Here is a 15,679-nt window from a genome sequence, read left to right as displayed (position 1 = left end):
CCTTACCCGCGACACCGTACTGGTGGCCATGGCTCTTGGCCTGATTCTGAACCTGATTCAGATCACCCTCGACTATTTCTCGGCGAAAGACGCCATGGAACAGGACATACGGGCACTGATCGAGATCAGTAACAGTCCAGCGTCCCAGATTGCCTACAATATCGACGTGCGGCTGGCCGAGGAACTGCTGGATGGCCTGTTACGCCACCCGGCGACCATAGATGCGCGGATTGTGGACAGTGATGGCCAGACCATGTCGGCCGCCAGCCAAAGTAGCCCGATCTCCCGATACCGCTGGATCAGCGATCTGCTGTTCGGTTCCAGCAGTGTCTTCAGCACAGAACTCCAGGTACCCCAGTTACAGGACCTGCCATTGGGCCATCTGGTTGTCACCATCGATACCTGGCACTACGGCTGGCAGTTCCTGCAGCGGGCAGTCAACACATTCGTCATTGGACTGTTCAAGAGCCTGGTGCTGTCGGTTGCGCTGCTTGGCATTTTCTATTTCGTGCTGACCCGCCCCATGCTCAACGTGATTGAAGCATTGAGCCGGGTCAGGGCCAGCACCCCGGAAAAAGTCCGGCTGCCGGTGCCTGCCAACCATCGTTTTGACGAAATCGGCACCATGGTTGGCATCATCAACCAGCACCTTGAACACATGGAAGGCAGCGTGGCCCAGTTGAGGGCAGCCGAAAGCGCCATGAAAAACTACTCCAGCCAGCTGGAGCAGGAAGTTGAAGATCGAACACGGGAGATTTCGGAAAAGAATCAGGCCTTGCAACGGGGTAATCGGGCATTGGTTCGTGCCAAGGAAGACGCGGTGCGACGGGCCCGGGCACGAGCCAACTTTCTGGCCAGCATGAGCCATGAGATCCGCACCCCCCTGAACGGGGTGCTGGGAATGCTCGGGCTGGCGCTGGAAAGTGAACAGGACGCTGGCCAGAGAAACCGCCTGGAGATTGCATTGAACGCCGGTGAGAGCCTGCTTGGCCTGCTCAACGACATTCTTGACATCTCCAAGGTCGAAGCCGGAAAACTCAATCTCGAGAATATTCCGTTCAGCGTTCGCGACCTGGTAGAGGAATGCTCAACGCTTCACGCCCAACAGGCTCGCCGCAAACACATCAATCTGGTCAATGAAACCGACCCTATGCTACCCGAGCAGTTTCTGGGCGACCCGACGCGCACGCGCCAGATCCTCAATAATCTGCTCAGTAACGCGGTCAAGTTTACCGACGATGGCCATGTCAGGGTGCGCACCACCTACTCCGGTGGAAGTCTTCGCATGGAGGTTATCGATAGCGGGATAGGCATGTCCAAAGAAGGCTTGCACCGGATCTTCTCGCCGTTTTCGCAGGCCGACACCGACACCACCCGGCTGTACGGCGGCACCGGTCTTGGCCTGACGCTGTGCCGCCAACTGGTGGAACGTATGCACGGGCAGATACTGGTGGATTCCAGCGAGGGCGCCGGTACTCATTTCACCGTCACCCTGCCCCTGCCGGTACATGAACCCGCACACCCGACCCTGCCAGAAGCCGCTGCCACCCGGCTATGCGAAACAGGTGTTGCCATGGCCATACCGCAGGATCACCCGCACCGGCTGGCGATTGAATCACAACTGCGGGCCTGGGCTATCCCGGTCAGAAGCGCCAGCCGTCATCCCAAGGGCATCTTGCTGGTGGCCGCAGAGCCAGGCGACGAAGAATGCAAGGCCTTTGCCGATGACTGGCAGGGAATGGGCGTTATCCTGGCAGACAGCACCGGCTCAATCAGTTCCGGCCGTCCCGGTCAGTTTATTCTGCCGCTGCCGCTCAGACGCACCGAACTCTACCACTGCCTCTGCGCCGCCGCAGGATTGCCGGACAGCGGCACTTCAGAACCGCTGGATCAATCAACCAGGTCTGCGAGAACCGAAAACCAACTCACCCTGCTGTTGGTCGAGGATAATCAGGTCAATCAGCTGGTCGCCAGCAGCCTGCTGAAAAAGCTGGGCCATCGGGTAGACCATGCAGAGAATGGCCAGAGGGCATTGGAGGCGTTGCAAAAGCGCCGTTACGACCTGGTTCTTATGGATTGCCAGATGCCCGTTATGGATGGTTACGAGGCAACCCGGGCCATCAGGCGCAACCCGGAATGGCAAAACTTGCCGATTATTGCGGTGACCGCCAATGTTATGCAGGGTGATCGGGAGGATTGCCTGGAAGCCGGAATGAACGATTACATCACCAAACCCTACAAGCGTGAGGAGCTCAGGGCCGTTATCAATCGCTGGGCCCCGAACGCTCCAGAACCTCAAGCAGACTTCTGAGCTCCTGCCGAAGGGCGACCAACCGTTCCGGCGCCACATCCAGGCCGCACATCAATTGCCCTGGCACCCCGCGAGCCTGTTCCCGTAACCGCCAGCCGTCGCCTGTCAGGCTAAGGCGAACAACCCGCTCGTCACTTGCCTGCCGGCGCCGGATGAGCAGACCGCGCTCCTCCAGCCGCTTCAAAAGCGGCGTGAGAGTGCCACTGTCCAGGCGCAACCGGGCGCCTATATCCGATACCCGGGCGGCCTCGCCAACCGGGCCATGCTCCCAGAGAGCCAGCATCACCAGATACTGCGGATAGGTCAGTCCCAGTTCCGCCAGCACGGGACGATACCGCGCTGTGACGGCCCGATTGAGGGCATAGAGGGCAAAGCAGATCTGGTTATCGAGCGCCAGCATCTGATCATCACCGTTCATGTCAGAGCAGCTTCTCGATATCAGCACGAATGTCAGCGGGTTTCGCTGTGGGTGCGTAACGGCGGATAACCTGTCCGTCGCGGTTGACCAGAAACTTGGTAAAGTTCCACTTCACCTTCTCCGACCCCATCAGGCCCTTGGCTTCCCTCTTCAAAAACTGGAACAGCGGATGAGCCCCATCCCCGTTCACGTCAACCTTGGCAAACATCGGAAAGCTGACACCATAGTTCAGGGAGCAGAACTGACTGATGGCATCCTCGTTTGCCGGATCCTGATTCATGAACTGGTTACAGGGAAAGCCCAATACCTCGAATCCTCGGTCACCGAGTTCCTCATGCAGCGCTTGCAAGCCCTCAAATTGAGGTGTGAAGCCACACTTTGACGCAGTGTTCACAATCAGCAAGACCTTGCCCTTGTAATCCGCCATGGAGGCTTCATTGCCCTTAATGTCACGAACACTGAAATCGTAAATGGATTCGCCAGACATACGTTTACTCCTGTCGATGATTTGCATGATTTTATATTGTGCAAAATATAATTTTGTAAAGCCACAGTCCAAAAAGTCTTAACGGGCCAGTGATCCAGAGTTCCCTTTCAAAAACCGCCGCAAACTATCCGTATTTGGCCACAATTCAACACATTTGCCCCTGTTGCCCCGGGGCTCCCCTCCGCTAGAATAGGATGCTTCCGTTTACCGGAACCTCTTTCAGACTGTTTGTTAAGGACGCCAGCGACCCATGCAGAACTATTTCAAATCCGCCAAGCTCGACAATGTGTGCTATGAAATTCGTGGCGTGGTTCTGCGTGAGGCGCGTCGCCTTGAAGAAGAGGGCCATCGGGTTCTCAAGCTGAACATTGGTAACCCGGCGGCGTTCGAGCTGGATGTACCGGAAGAGATCCAGCAAGACGTTATCTACAACATGCACCAGGCCCAGGGATACGTGGAGTCCAAGGGTCTGTTCTCTGCCCGAAAAGCCGTGATGCATTACTGCCAGCAACGGGGTATCGCCAAGGTCGACATCGACGACATTTTCCTGGGCAACGGCGTCAGTGAGCTGATCGTCATGTCCATGCAGGCACTGCTGAACACCGGCGATGAAGTGCTGATTCCGGCACCGGATTACCCGCTCTGGACCGCCGCTGTGACCCTCTCCAGCGGCAAGCCGGTGCACTACCGGTGCGATGAGCAACAGGGCTGGTTCCCGGATATCGATGACATCAAGAAAAAGATCACCCGCCGTACCCGGGCCATTGTGCTGATCAACCCCAACAACCCCACCGGTGCGGTGTATTCGGAAGAGTTGTTGCAGCAGGTCATCGAACTGGCGCGGCAGCACAACCTGATCATCCTGTCAGACGAGATCTACGACAAGATCCTGTATGACGGCACCCAGCACACCTCCGTTGCCTCACTGGCCGACGACGTGCTGTTCTTCACCTACAACGGGCTGTCGAAGAACTACCGGGCCGCCGGCTACCGTTCTGGCTGGATGATTATCAGTGGTGCCAAACATCGCGCCCGAGACCTGATCGAAGGCATCGAGATGCTTTCCAATATGCGCCTGTGTGCCAACGTTCCGGCACAGCTGGCCATCCAGACGTCTCTGGGTGGCTACCAATCCATCAACGATCTGGTGGCACCCGGCGGCCGGCTTTATGAACAGAGGGAAACCGCCTGGCGCATGCTCAACGACATTCCCGGCGTCAGCTGTGTCAAACCCCAGGGTGCCCTGTACCTGTTCCCGAGACTGGACCCGAAGCACTTCCCGGTGGTCAACGATGAAAAGCTGGTGCTCGATTTGCTGCTGCAGGAGAAAATTCTGCTGGTTCAGGGCTCCGCCTTCAACATCGATGACAAACAGCATCTGCGCGTCGTTTTCCTGCCCCGGGAAGATACCCTGGCAGACGCCATGGGCCGCCTGGGCAATTTCCTGGAGCATTACCGCCAGTAACCGGAGCTGATATGGCCGACATACATGTCGAGGAGTTCTACAAGGACGTCGCTATTGCGCTGATCCAGCTTTATGCTGCGTTCCCGAGAAGGATCAACCTGTTCGTGGAAGACATCGCCGGGCCAGACGAGCCGGATGAATTCGGCCTGCACAGCAAACGGCACATGGCCTGCTTTGGAGCGCTCCTGTGGCTTTCAGAGGAAGGCCTGTTGCGCTACGTCGACACCATTCGGCAGGAAGCCCTGGACCAGGCGGTGCTGACCCGCGAGGCGTTTGTGCGCCTCAGCGCCCCGGCGCCCCAGGCGTTGATACGTGAGTTGAATGCCTCCAGCGCTGAAGCGGAACTCCCGCCCTCCGTACAAAAGGATCTCTCAACCTATATCCACCTGCTGAGATCGGCCCTCAAGAGTGGCAGTTCCAGCCGAATCAGCCTGGCGGTTCAGTCCTCCTTCTTCATTGATACCGGCGCAGGGCGAGTGCATTAAATCCAGGTAAGACTCTTGAAGGAGTGAACCCGGACCACATATATCGGTCAGACAGGCAACCAGTTTCAGGGATCGTTAACACGGGAATAGACTATGCGGATTTTGTTGTTTCTGGCCACCAACCTGGCGGTCATCCTGGTCGCAAGTTTTACCTTGCGCCTGCTGGGCGTTGACAGCTACCTGGCCCAACAGGGCATCAATTACGGCTCGCTCCTGGCGTTTGCTGCCGTATTCGGCTTTGCGGGTGCCATCGTCTCGCTGCTGATCTCCAAACCCATGGCCAAGTGGAGTACCAAGGCCCGGGTTATCGACTCGCCCAGAACCCCGGCCGAGCGCTGGCTGGTGGACACCGTGGCAGAGCTGTCAAAGAAAGCGGGCATTGGCATGCCCGAGGTGGCTATTTTCCCCGCCTCCCAGTCCAATGCTTTTGCCACCGGCTGGAACAAGAATGACTCGCTGGTAGCCGTCAGCGAAGGGCTGCTGCACCGCTTCAACAAGGATGAAATCCGGGCCGTACTGGGCCATGAAATTGGTCATGTGGCCAATGGTGATATGGTCACGCTTGCGCTGATTCAGGGTGTGGTGAACACCTTTGTGATTTTCGCGTCCCGGGTCATCGGCTCCTTCGTTGACCGGGTGGTGTTCAAGAACGAAAATGGCCATGGCATTGGCTTTTTCGTGGTCAGCATCGCGGCCGAGATTGTCCTTGGCATACTGGCCAGCACCATTGTGTTCTGGTTCTCCCGCCGCCGGGAGTTCCGGGCCGATATTGCAGGGGCTCAGCTTGCCGGTACCGGAGCGATGATCAGCGCTCTGGCTCGCCTGAAGCAGGAAAGTGAAGTGCCGGATCAAATGCCCGATACCCTCCAGGCCTTCGGCATTAATCGCGGCGCCCGGGCCGGCCTGGCAGCCTTGTTCATGACTCACCCGCCACTGGAAGATCGCATCGCAGCTCTGCAGAACGCCAGGGTGTGACAGAAAACAAAAGGGGGGCGCTATCGGCGCCCCCCTTTGCCTGTGCAATCAGGTAATGTTAATCAGATCTTGAGTTTGCAGCCCAGCGCACGGAAACCGTCCTGGAGCGATTTACTGGTCCCTTTGAGCTGAATCTTCAGGCTGGAGCACTCCCGGCGCACCGGATAGTCCCGGCGCAGGCGGTCAAACGCCACAGCCCGTTGCTCCGGATTTCCCCGCATGGCCAGTCTCAACCTGGCGTCATCCCGCCTTGGGTCATAACAGACCCGCAGTGCCGTACGAATGGCCTCATCTTCCTCGGCGGAACTGGTAAACGAGACTTTGCTCACCGCTGGTTCAGGTAAAAACTGGCCTGTTTTCTTGCGTATGGGCAGGCCCAGGAACTGACACAGCGCCCGATAAACCATTTCCGTGCCCTGCATCTTGCCTTCCAGGCTGTACCCGGCAATATGGGGCGTCGCGAGCCATACCTTGTCCACAAGATCGGGACGTATCCCAGGCTCATGCTCCCAGACATCCAGGGCCACCAGCGGTGCATCAGCCTGTTCCAGTCTGCGCATCAAGGCCTCGGAATCAACGACCTCTCCCCTACCACCGTTGATCAGCAGTTGATCGGCGCCGATCAAAGCCAGCTCCGGGTCAGACACCATGTGCCAGGTGGCGTGGGGCTGATGGCGGGTTAATGGCGTATGCAGGGTAACCACGTCACACTCCAGCGCCTCAGCCAGACTGACAAAGGGCGGCTCAGCACCGGGTTCCCGTTCCTGCCTCGGCGGGTCACACAGGCGCACCTCAAAACCAAGGCGCTCCAGGCATTGAGCCAGCTGACCACCGACATTACCAACGCCAACGATACCAACCGTCAGGGATGTCCAATCGTCCAGCCCCCGTCGCTCAGCAAACAGCGATACCACCGACAACACGTATTCGGCCACACTGGTGGCGTTGCATCCGGGGGCGGCGGCAAAGCCGATACCCTTCGCCTGCAACCACTCCAGGTCAATATGGTCTGTGCCAATGGTCGCAGTACCCACAAAACGAACCCGGCTGCCTTCAAGCAACTCCCGGTTAACACGGGTCACCGAACGAACCAGCAGGATATCCGCATCCTGCACCTGCTCACGACTCAGTGTTCGCCCTGTAACTCGGCGTATTTCTCCAATATCACCGAAGAACGCGTCCAGTAAAGGAATGTTCTCGTCCGCAACGATCAGCATAACCTGGTCTCCATCACCCTAAATCGCCCTGTACCAACGCGACTCAGTTGCGCCGGGGCCGCGAACCGCCGCGCCCTGCCGGCCCGCGGCCGCTCTGGGGGCGGCGACCACCGCGCTTGCGCGTGATCGGCGGGTTATCCATGGTGGCCATCAAGTCTTCGTCTGGCACCGCGGTTTTCAGCTTCTGGCTGATGTACTTCTCGATCTCCGGTAAGGCAAAAGAGTCGTCTTCCCCGGCAAAGCTGACGGAAACACCGGTCTTGCCTGCGCGCCCGGTACGACCAATCCGGTGTACGTAATCCTCGGCGTTCTCAGGCAGGTTGTAGTTGAACACGTGGGTAACGCCATTCACGTGAATGCCCCGGCCTGCCACATCGGTAGCCACCAGCACCTGGATCTGCCCCTTTTTGAACTGGTCCAGGGTTTTCAACCGTTTGTTCTGGGCGATCTCACCAGACATCAGGGACACCTTCACGCCCTGATTCTTCAGATCCTCCTCAAGATCCCGGCACTGGTCACGACGATTGGCAAACACAATGGCCTTCTCAACCTCCGGACGTTTGAGGTAGTTCACCAGCACCGGCAGCTTGTCGTCGTCAGACACAAGATACACGGTCTGTTCTACCCGTTCGGCGGTTTTCTGCTCCGGCTCGATCTCCACAAACTCTGCATTTTGGGTCCACATGGACGCCAGGTTCAGAACGTCCTGGTTGAAGGTGGCGCTGAACAGCAGGGTTTGGCGATCTTCTTTGCTGGTGCACTTGCGGATAATTCGTTTGACGTCAGGGATGAAGCCCATATCCAGCATGCGGTCTGCTTCATCCAGGATCAGGATGTCGATCTGGTCCAGAAACACGTCCTGGGAGCCCAAAAAGTCGATCAACCGGCCCGGGGTTGCCACCAGAATGTCGACAATCTCGTTCTGCAACTGCTCGCGTTGCTTGTCGTAGTTCATACCGCCCACGACGGTAACCACATTGTGGCCGGTGTACTGGCACAGTTGCTCTGCGTCCTTGGCAATCTGCATCGCCAATTCACGGGTTGGAGCCAGGGCAAGCACTCTGGGCTCAGAGGCAAACCGGTCTTTTTCATCCACCGGTGTTTCCAGCAGAGTCTGTATCGCCGTAATCAGGAAGGCTGCCGTTTTACCGGTACCGGTCTGGGCCTGGCCGATCAGGTCTTCGCAAGCCAGGGTCCAGGGCAGGGTTTCGGCCTGAATGGGCGTGCAGTATTCAAATCCGATTTTACTGATGGCATCCAGCAGACGCTTGTCCAGGTTAAGATCGCTGAAGCGTAAATCGCCGGTAGGTTTTGGGTCAGCTGTCATAGAGGTTCTGTTATCCTTGATTGGTCGTGTTCGGTTGCCATGGGCGCCAAACGGCGCTTGTCCTGGTTCCAGTGATGCTGGACCCTGTCGGCAGTCCCGTAGAAAGACTTGAGTGTATCGAAAAATTGCTGGGCCCTTGATGGCAGGCCATGAGCCAGATATTGGGAGGCCTGCAGGCGCACATTCTGGCGAAAGCCTTGCTCATTGGCCGCACCGCTGCCGGCAAGGTTATCAACGCTGATATGAAAGCGAGAGCCGGCCGCCAGGGAAAACAGCCATTCAACGGCCTGAGGCTTGACCTCCACCTGCTCAAACGCCTGCTGTTGTTCCAGGCTGCGACCATCCGGACAATACCAGTATCCGTAATCGTGCAATGTGCGCCGATGCTCACCGGCTATACACCAATGGGCAATCTCGTGGAGGGCACTGGCAAAAAAACCGTGGGCAAACACCACCCTGGCAAGTCCGTCTGGCTCGCTGGCAGGCAGGTACTCCGGTTCTTCACTGCCCCTGACCAGAATGGTCCGGAAGGATTCCCGGAACAGGTCGTTGAACAGCATGATAAGATCGTCTGGATTGTGATTCATCGGTTGGCTATTGTGCGACTTTAATGCAGGCAATACCAGAGGGAACTTTGCCATGGCGATGATGTCACTGGCGGCAAGGCGACGAGCCGCGATACCGCCCACATTGGAAACACCCAGGATAACGAAGGATTCATGACAGCTATTCCGGCCCCCCATCAACGATTGCGTCAACCGGTCACCCAGCTCGTGGCCTTACTGGCACTGCTGTTTGCCCTGCTTCCGGCCTCCGCCCTGGCCTTTGGTAACTCAGGAAGCTCCCTGTTTGGTGGCGGCAACAACGGCTTCCTGCCCGTAGACGAGGCGCTGCCCTTCAACCACAGCACGGAAGGCGACAGCGTTGTCCTGTCCTGGAATATTGCCCCGGAACACTATCTCTACAAAAGCCGTATACAGATTACCCCGGTCACTGAAGGCGTCAGCATTGGCGAGCCCGAGTTCTCACTGCCCGGCACCCTGACCGAAGACGAATACTTCGGCGAAATGGTGGTGTTCTTCGATCCGGTCGAGGCCCGGGTGCCGGTCATCCTTCCTGAGGGTATACAGGAAGCGGAACTGCAGGTGACCTACCAGGGCTGCGCAAAGGCGGGTCTGTGTTATCCGCCGCAGACGCGGGACGTTCTGTACTATCCGGGTAAAGGTGATAGCCAGGGCAGCAGCCCCACATCCGCTTCAGGCAGCGACTCCAGCGGCGGAGCATTCAACACGACGAATAACACCTCTTCGGCAACCGGCCTGGCCGGATTCCTGTCCAGCCAGTCAATCTGGATGATCGCCGGGGTATTCTTCCTGCTGGGGCTGGGGCTGACCTTCACTCCGTGCGTATTGCCCATGGTGCCGATTATTTCCACCATGGTCTCAGGCCACAACACCCGCACGACAGGCCATGCTCTCCTTCTTTCCGGTAGCTACGTACTGGGCATGGCGCTCACCTACGCCGCCGCTGGCGTGATTACCGGCCTGCTGGGCGCCAGTTTCAACCTGCAGGCACAACTCCAGTCGCCCCTGGTGCTCGGTGTCTTCGCGGCACTGTTTGTGGTGTTTGCCCTGGCGATGTTTGACCTGTTTGAGATTCAGCTACCCAGGTTTATCCGCGAGCCGCTGAACGATGCCAGCCAGAAGCTCACCGGCACCCGGGTGATCAGTATATTCGGCATTGGCTCATTGTCAGCACTGATTGTCTCGCCCTGTGTCTCTGCGCCTCTGGCCGGCAGCCTGCTTTACATTTCAACCACCCAGGACGCCGTCATTGGTGGCGTTGCCCTGCTTGCGCTTGGGCTCGGCATGGGTGTGCCACTGATTCTTGTGGCCGTCGGCGGTCGCAAGCTGCTGCCTACCTCAGGCCACTGGATGACAACCGTCAAACATTTTTACGGCGTCATGCTGCTTGCCGTTGCCATCTGGCTTATCGAGCGGATGGTGCCAGCCTGGGCAGGCCTGACCATGTGGGGGCTACTGGTCGCCATCACAGGCGTTCAATTGGGCGCTTTTGATGCGGCCAGGGCTGGCTGGGAACGCACACGCAAGGGCCTGGGCCTGGTAATGTTCGCCTATGGCCTGGCGCTCCTGGCAGGGGCGTTCAGCGGCGCCAATGATCCGCTGCGGCCGCTGGCACCGTTTACCGCCTCTGCCGGCCAGGTTCAGGGCGGCGGCGCCAGCCATGCAGACTTCCAGCGGGTCGAAGATCCGCAACAGATTCGCGCAATGCTGGCCGATGCCCGCGCCAACCAGCAACCTGTTGTGCTCGACTTCTACGCGGATTGGTGCGTGTCGTGCAAAATCATGGAGCGGAACGTGTTCAGCGACCAGGACGTGATCCAGGCGTTAGCACCCTACACCCTGTTGCAAATCGACATGACCGACAACACCCGTGACCAACAGGCCCTGCTGGATGAACTCGGGCTGTTTGGTCCGCCGGCAATTCTGTTCTATCGAACCAACGGCGAAGAGCTACAGGAAGCACGGGTGCTCGGGGAAATGAACCGTAGGCAGTTCCTTGACCATCTTGGCAAGGTGGCCCGGGAAAGCTGAGCGGTGTGCTCAGCTCTCACAACGGCGAATCAGGAAATGGAATTCCCCTTCCAGTTCCTGTTGGCTCAGCAGCTCATGGCCCAGGAACTGGCAAAAACGGGGTATATCCCGGGTTGTTGAAGGATCGGTCGCAACAACGCGCAACACTTCCCCCACGCCAACATCGTTGATCCGGGTGTGCAGCATCATTACCGGTTCCGGGCAGAACAGCCCTCGAGCGTCCAGCTCGGCTTGAAACTCCAGGGTTGTCACAACAGCCACCTCCAGTTCTCGTGATTTTCAGAATCCGGTGCTAAATTATTGTTTACAGCAACGAAAATAAAGGACCAATTGCATGATTCGGGTTTTGATTGAACGACACATCGCAGAGTCTCTGGAAACCGCCTACGAGGAGCGTTCACGTTTGGTACTGCAGCAGGCCGTTAGTACACCCGGTTTTATTTCAGGTGAGACGCTGGTCGACAGCCATGACCCGAACCACCGTATCACCCTTGCCAACTGGCGCTCTGAAGCTGACTGGGATCGCTGGTACCATTCCCGGGAGCGGCGCGAGCTGATGGCAGAACTGGTGCCCATGATGGACCGCGATGAAATCATCACGGTTCTTGAGCAAAGCCCTACGCCCTGAGCCACTCCGGCTTAGTCCAGGCGCTCGATAAAACAGGTGATTTCCTCTCGATCATGATAAAGGTGGCGGGCCCGTACATGGCAAGTCAGGCCCGCCTCCTCAAGACCACGCACCAGGATGTCCTGGCATACCAGCCATTCGTCGTAGCGCTTCTTCATCGGCAACTTCAGGTTGAATACCGTGTAACGGCAAAGCCTGTCTGCCAGCCAGTCCACTGCCATCCGGGCGGTGCGGCGCGGCTTATCGACTATGTCGCAAACCATCCAGTCGACCGCCCGCTTCGGGCGCCAGGCATAGCCATCCGCCTCAATGTGCTCAACATGCCCGCTGGCCATCAGATCCGGATTCATCGGACCATTATCAACAGCCGTCACCATCATACCCTGGTTCACCAGTTGCCAGGTCCAGCCACCTGGCGCGGCTCCCAGATCGACGGCTTTCCTGCCACCACCCAGGTAGTCGAGCCAGCGATCCTCCGGCAGGAATACCTTCCAGGCTTCCTCGAGTTTGAGCGCGGAGCGGCTGGGGGCCGAGGCGGGCAATCTGAGCCGCGGCACGCCCCCTGGGAACGGCGACCGGTTACCAGCGAGGCTGTAGCCAATCACAGCCGTGCCAAAGTCTGCCAGCAGTATTTCCAGCCGTGCTCTGGTTTTTGCATCCGCCGTTTCCTGAAGCAATCCCGCGCCCCGCAGGCCCTTGGATAACGGCGCTACCCATTTTCGGGAAAAGTTGCCCAGGTCCCGGTCCTCGTTGTTCTCCGGTAAACGCACCTCTACCCGTGCACAGCCACTACCGTTCCAATCCTGATCTCGCAGAAAACCGACCACGGCCCCAACCCGATCCTGGACTGGCAACGCGCAATCGCCCAGGATAACGAACCAGTCCCGGACAAATACCAGTTCGTCCAACGGCAGGCGGCCCATCAGCTCCTCCGGGCTTTCCTCACTGCCAATGGTAAACCGGACCAGCCCGCTATTCCTGACCGGCTGAAAGTAACCAAACACGCCTTTAAGGGCTGCCTGATCCGTCACTTCCTGGCCCGCCTCGGCTTCGAATCCCGGGCGGCACACCAGCATAACCTGTTGCATCTATCACCTTTTCATTCAAAATTGTCAGGAATCTGACACCCTGACAAACAAGAAACTTGAACCTGTTTAACAGCAGGATTTGTTTACGCTGGCTACACTTCCGCCTTCATTCGACATGGGATTTCGTTGATGACGCCTCGATTCTGCGCCCTGCTGATGCTTGGCCTGCTGGCCTTTGCCGGCATTATGCCCGGTTACAGCATGGCGGCGGAACCATGCCCGATCCTACAGGCGACCAACCCCGAAGCCCGGAGCGCAATTAATCATCACTTGTGCTTCCATTCCGCCCGCCCCGGCGAGCCAGCTCACGCCGCTCAGAGCGCATCAGAACTGCCGGCGGATATGCCCTGGACACCAGCCAACGGCCATGACCTGGTGTTCAGCCATACAGACGCCGTCTACTGGATACAACTGACCGTCCACAACCCGGGCGCCAACCGGGCGCTCTGGTATCTGAAACTTAACTACCCGCTGCTGGACGAAATCACCTTCTGGCAGCATCGCCATCAGCCGGACAGCCCGGATGTCGTCACCGAGGCCGCACCACCACTGGCCACAGGTGATTCACTGCCGTTTGCCACCCGGGGCATAGATTACCGTTATTACCTGTTACCGGTCACGCTGGATCCGTCCGAACGGCGCACCATTACCATCCGGGTTCACAGCAGCGGGGCGCTGAATGTGCCCCTGGCCCTGATGACACCGGAAGAGGTCATTGCTGAAAGCAATCACCTGACTTTGATCCACGGCCTGTTTTACGGGGCGCTGCTGATTCTGGCCGCCTTTAACCTGCTGCTGTTCTTCAGCTCCGGCACCCGGTACTACTTCTACAACTCTTTCTATATCAGCTCCATGGCGATGTTTCTGTTTGCCATGGGCGGCTTCGCGAATCAGTATTTCTGGCCCGAGAGTGCACAGCTGGCGAACCTGTCGATCCCACTCACCCTGGTCATCTGCTCAGCCGCCATGGCACTGTTTGGCTGGTCATTTCTTGATGTCAGTGCCGGGACGATTTCAGAATCCGTGCTCCGGGGGTTGGTCTGGTCTGCTGTGGGCTTCCTGGCCCTGACCTTCCTGCTACCCTACTCCAAAGCCATCCTGCTCAACACAGCCCATGCGCTGGTGGTGATTGCCGCGTTGTCGGTCATTGCGACTATCCGCTGGCGCCAGGGCTATCTCCCCGCCTTCTGGTACATCGCTGCCTGGATGATCATGGTGGTCGGCGCCCTGGCCTATGCCCTGGCGGCCTTCGGCTACCTGGGCGACTACCTGGCCCGCGAGGTCATGATGCAAGCGGCTGTCGGGGGTCAGGTTATCCTGCTGAACTATGCCATGGTGCAACGCTGGCGCCTACTGAATCAGAAGTTGCTGGATATTGAGCACCAGGCACGCACAGAGCTGGAGTTCAAGGTTCACGAGCGCACCGCACAACTGCGCAATACCATGCGGGAACTTGAGCAGGCGAACCGGAAACTGGCGTCCCTCAGCCTGAACGATGCCCTGACCGGACTACACAACCGCCGGCATATGGATAACCTGTTACCGGAACTCTGCCGTGAAGCCCGTCGAACCGGCCAGCCATTGTCGCTGGCGCTGGTGGATGCCGATCACTTCAAGCGGATTAACGACAGCTGGGGCCACGATTTCGGTGACCAATGCCTCAGGCACATCGCGACCTGCCTGAAGAACCAGATCAAGCGACCACGGGATGTCGCGGTCCGTTTTGGTGGTGAGGAATTTGCCCTGCTGCTACCCGGTACAGACGCCACCGGCGCTTCCAAGTTGTGCCAGGATATTCTTGAAGCGGTGCGGGACTCTCGCATTACCGCTCCCGATGTTACAGCCGTCAGCCTCACCGTTAGCGCCGGCATCGCGGAACTGGGCGTCGAAGAGCAGCCAGACAGCCTGTTCCGACGCGCCGATGAAGCCCTCTATGCCTCCAAAGCCGCCGGCCGGGACGCAATCACCCATGCTCAACACAGCTCCGAACCCGCCAGCAACTCCTGAACAAATCGGCCGGTTTCGCCAGCCGCCTGCTCGATAAGGGTTGCCTGGCTGTCCGGATGCCTTGCCGGTGTCTGAAAGTCATGGTTTCCGCCATCCAGCCAGCACAGCCGGGAAAGCCCCGGCATCTCGCCCTGGGCCGCTACCTCCTCCGGCTTGCCGAAAGGGTCCCGGGTTCCCTGTACAATCATCATCGGGCAGCCAACGGTCGAAAAATGATCAATGCGCCACCGATCTGGCTTGCCCGGGGAATGGAAAGGGTAGCCATAGCAGATAACCCCGGCAATACCCGGAGCATGTTCACTGGCCAGCATTGAGGCCACCCGACCACCCATCGACTTGCCTCCAACCAGCATCAGGCAATCTTCACCCACCTCATCTCGCACCCGCGCCACTTCGGCCCGGAATGAATCCAGCAACACAGGCATTCGGTCCGGTGGCCGCTTGCGGCCGTCGTCCCGCCGCCGAGTCATATACGGAAACTCAAACCTGACCGTTGCAATCCCCTGCCGCTCCAAAGCGTCAGACAGTTGCTCCATGAAAGGAGAGTCCATGGGCGCGCCGGCCCCATGGGCCAGCAACATGACACTTTTGACCCCTTTACCGTAGCCTTTGGTCTTAATCCGGTTCACAACATTCAACTCCTCGCTGTCAGGGGG

At 58.4% G+C, this 15,679-nt stretch carries 15 protein-coding genes; 7 read left to right on the top strand and 8 right to left on the bottom strand.

Translation table 11 applies throughout. The features are described 5' to 3' along the window. The first annotated feature begins 28 nt into the window (after positions 1–28). Complete coding sequence (locus QUE75_RS08650) at positions 29–2,311, top strand: hybrid sensor histidine kinase/response regulator (RefSeq protein WP_396631709.1); 2,283 nt, start codon at positions 29–31, stop codon at positions 2,309–2,311. Here QUE75_RS08650 and QUE75_RS08645 read toward each other — a convergent pair. Together QUE75_RS08645 and QUE75_RS08640 are read right to left on the bottom strand one after the other, a co-directional pair. Continuing rightward, complete coding sequence (locus QUE75_RS08645; RefSeq protein ID WP_061330986.1) at positions 2,265–2,729, bottom strand: MarR family winged helix-turn-helix transcriptional regulator; 465 nt, start codon at positions 2,727–2,729, stop codon at positions 2,265–2,267. The two genes, QUE75_RS08650 and QUE75_RS08645, sit on opposite strands and share 47 nt — an antisense overlap. A 1-nt stretch (position 2,730) precedes the next feature. Beyond that, entirely contained in the window at positions 2,731–3,216 is a 486-nt protein-coding gene (locus QUE75_RS08640) for a glutathione peroxidase (protein ID WP_286255182.1), read from the bottom strand. A 250-nt stretch (positions 3,217–3,466) separates the two neighbouring features. Here QUE75_RS08640 and QUE75_RS08635 point away from each other — a divergent pair, with 250 nt between their 5' ends. From QUE75_RS08635 to htpX, 3 genes are all read left to right on the top strand, one after another. Next, positions 3,467–4,681 (top strand): pyridoxal phosphate-dependent aminotransferase, encoded by a 1,215-nt coding sequence (locus tag QUE75_RS08635; protein ID WP_061330984.1) that lies wholly within the window; start codon positions 3,467–3,469, stop codon positions 4,679–4,681. 11 nt (positions 4,682–4,692) lie between these two features. Then, positions 4,693–5,166, top strand: a complete 474-nt coding sequence (locus QUE75_RS08630) for a hypothetical protein (protein ID WP_286255177.1) — start codon at positions 4,693–4,695, stop codon at positions 5,164–5,166. A gap of 93 nt (positions 5,167–5,259) precedes the next feature. Beyond that, positions 5,260–6,141, top strand: coding sequence for a protease HtpX (htpX, locus tag QUE75_RS08625; RefSeq protein ID WP_072677521.1), 882 nt, complete (start codon positions 5,260–5,262; stop codon positions 6,139–6,141). Positions 6,142–6,203: 62 nt separating this feature from the next. On the opposite strand, the gene pdxB is transcribed toward htpX, so the two are convergent. From pdxB to QUE75_RS08610, 3 genes are read right to left on the bottom strand one after another with little or no spacing between them, the layout of a single operon-like run. Continuing rightward, positions 6,204–7,358, bottom strand: a complete 1,155-nt coding sequence (gene pdxB / locus QUE75_RS08620) for a 4-phosphoerythronate dehydrogenase PdxB (protein ID WP_286255174.1) — start codon at positions 7,356–7,358, stop codon at positions 6,204–6,206. 43 nt (positions 7,359–7,401) lie between these two features. After that, positions 7,402–8,685, bottom strand: coding sequence for an ATP-dependent RNA helicase RhlB (gene rhlB, locus QUE75_RS08615; protein WP_286255172.1), 1,284 nt, complete (start codon positions 8,683–8,685; stop codon positions 7,402–7,404). Further along, a complete protein-coding gene (locus tag QUE75_RS08610; RefSeq protein ID WP_396631701.1) occupies positions 8,682–9,443 on the bottom strand; it encodes an elongation factor P hydroxylase in 762 nt (253 codons plus the stop codon). Before QUE75_RS08610 ends, rhlB begins: the two co-directional genes overlap by 4 nt. On the opposite strand from QUE75_RS08610, the gene dsbD reads away from it, so the two are divergent. After that, the gene (gene dsbD / locus QUE75_RS08605) at positions 9,405–11,300 is read left to right on the top strand and encodes a protein-disulfide reductase DsbD (protein WP_286255170.1); all 1,896 of its coding nucleotides are present in this window, start codon (positions 9,405–9,407) and stop codon (positions 11,298–11,300) included. The two genes, QUE75_RS08610 and dsbD, sit on opposite strands and share 39 nt — an antisense overlap. Before the next feature lie 9 nt (positions 11,301–11,309). Here the strand turns inward: dsbD and QUE75_RS08600 are convergent, their stop codons facing one another. Next, positions 11,310–11,489, bottom strand: a complete 180-nt coding sequence (locus QUE75_RS08600) for a sulfurtransferase TusA family protein (protein WP_396631708.1) — start codon at positions 11,487–11,489, stop codon at positions 11,310–11,312. A 145-nt stretch (positions 11,490–11,634) separates the two neighbouring features. Between QUE75_RS08600 and QUE75_RS08595 the strand changes: the two genes are divergently transcribed. Then, positions 11,635–11,928 (top strand): antibiotic biosynthesis monooxygenase family protein, encoded by a 294-nt coding sequence (locus QUE75_RS08595; protein WP_072677525.1) that lies wholly within the window; start codon positions 11,635–11,637, stop codon positions 11,926–11,928. Positions 11,929–11,939: 11 nt separating this feature from the next. Here the strand turns inward: QUE75_RS08595 and rlmM are convergent, their stop codons facing one another. After that, a complete protein-coding gene (gene rlmM, locus QUE75_RS08590; protein WP_286255165.1) occupies positions 11,940–13,016 on the bottom strand; it encodes a 23S rRNA (cytidine(2498)-2'-O)-methyltransferase RlmM in 1,077 nt (358 codons plus the stop codon). Positions 13,017–13,145: 129 nt separating this feature from the next. Here rlmM and QUE75_RS08585 point away from each other — a divergent pair, with 129 nt between their 5' ends. Next, entirely contained in the window at positions 13,146–15,023 is a 1,878-nt protein-coding gene (locus QUE75_RS08585; RefSeq protein ID WP_286255164.1) for a sensor domain-containing diguanylate cyclase, read from the top strand. On the opposite strand, the gene QUE75_RS08580 is transcribed toward QUE75_RS08585, so the two are convergent. Further along, positions 14,990–15,652: an alpha/beta family hydrolase gene (locus QUE75_RS08580; protein ID WP_286255162.1), complete on the bottom strand. Its 663-nt coding sequence runs from the start codon at positions 15,650–15,652 to the stop codon at positions 14,990–14,992. The two genes, QUE75_RS08585 and QUE75_RS08580, sit on opposite strands and share 34 nt — an antisense overlap. Positions 15,653–15,679: the final 27 nt, after the last annotated feature.

Source organism: Marinobacter shengliensis (genome assembly GCF_030297115.1).
In the GTDB taxonomy this organism is placed as follows: domain Bacteria; phylum Pseudomonadota; class Gammaproteobacteria; order Pseudomonadales; family Oleiphilaceae; genus Marinobacter; species Marinobacter shengliensis.
Note: the sequence above shows the minus strand (reverse complement) of the source record. Positions and strands in the feature narration are given on the sequence as shown.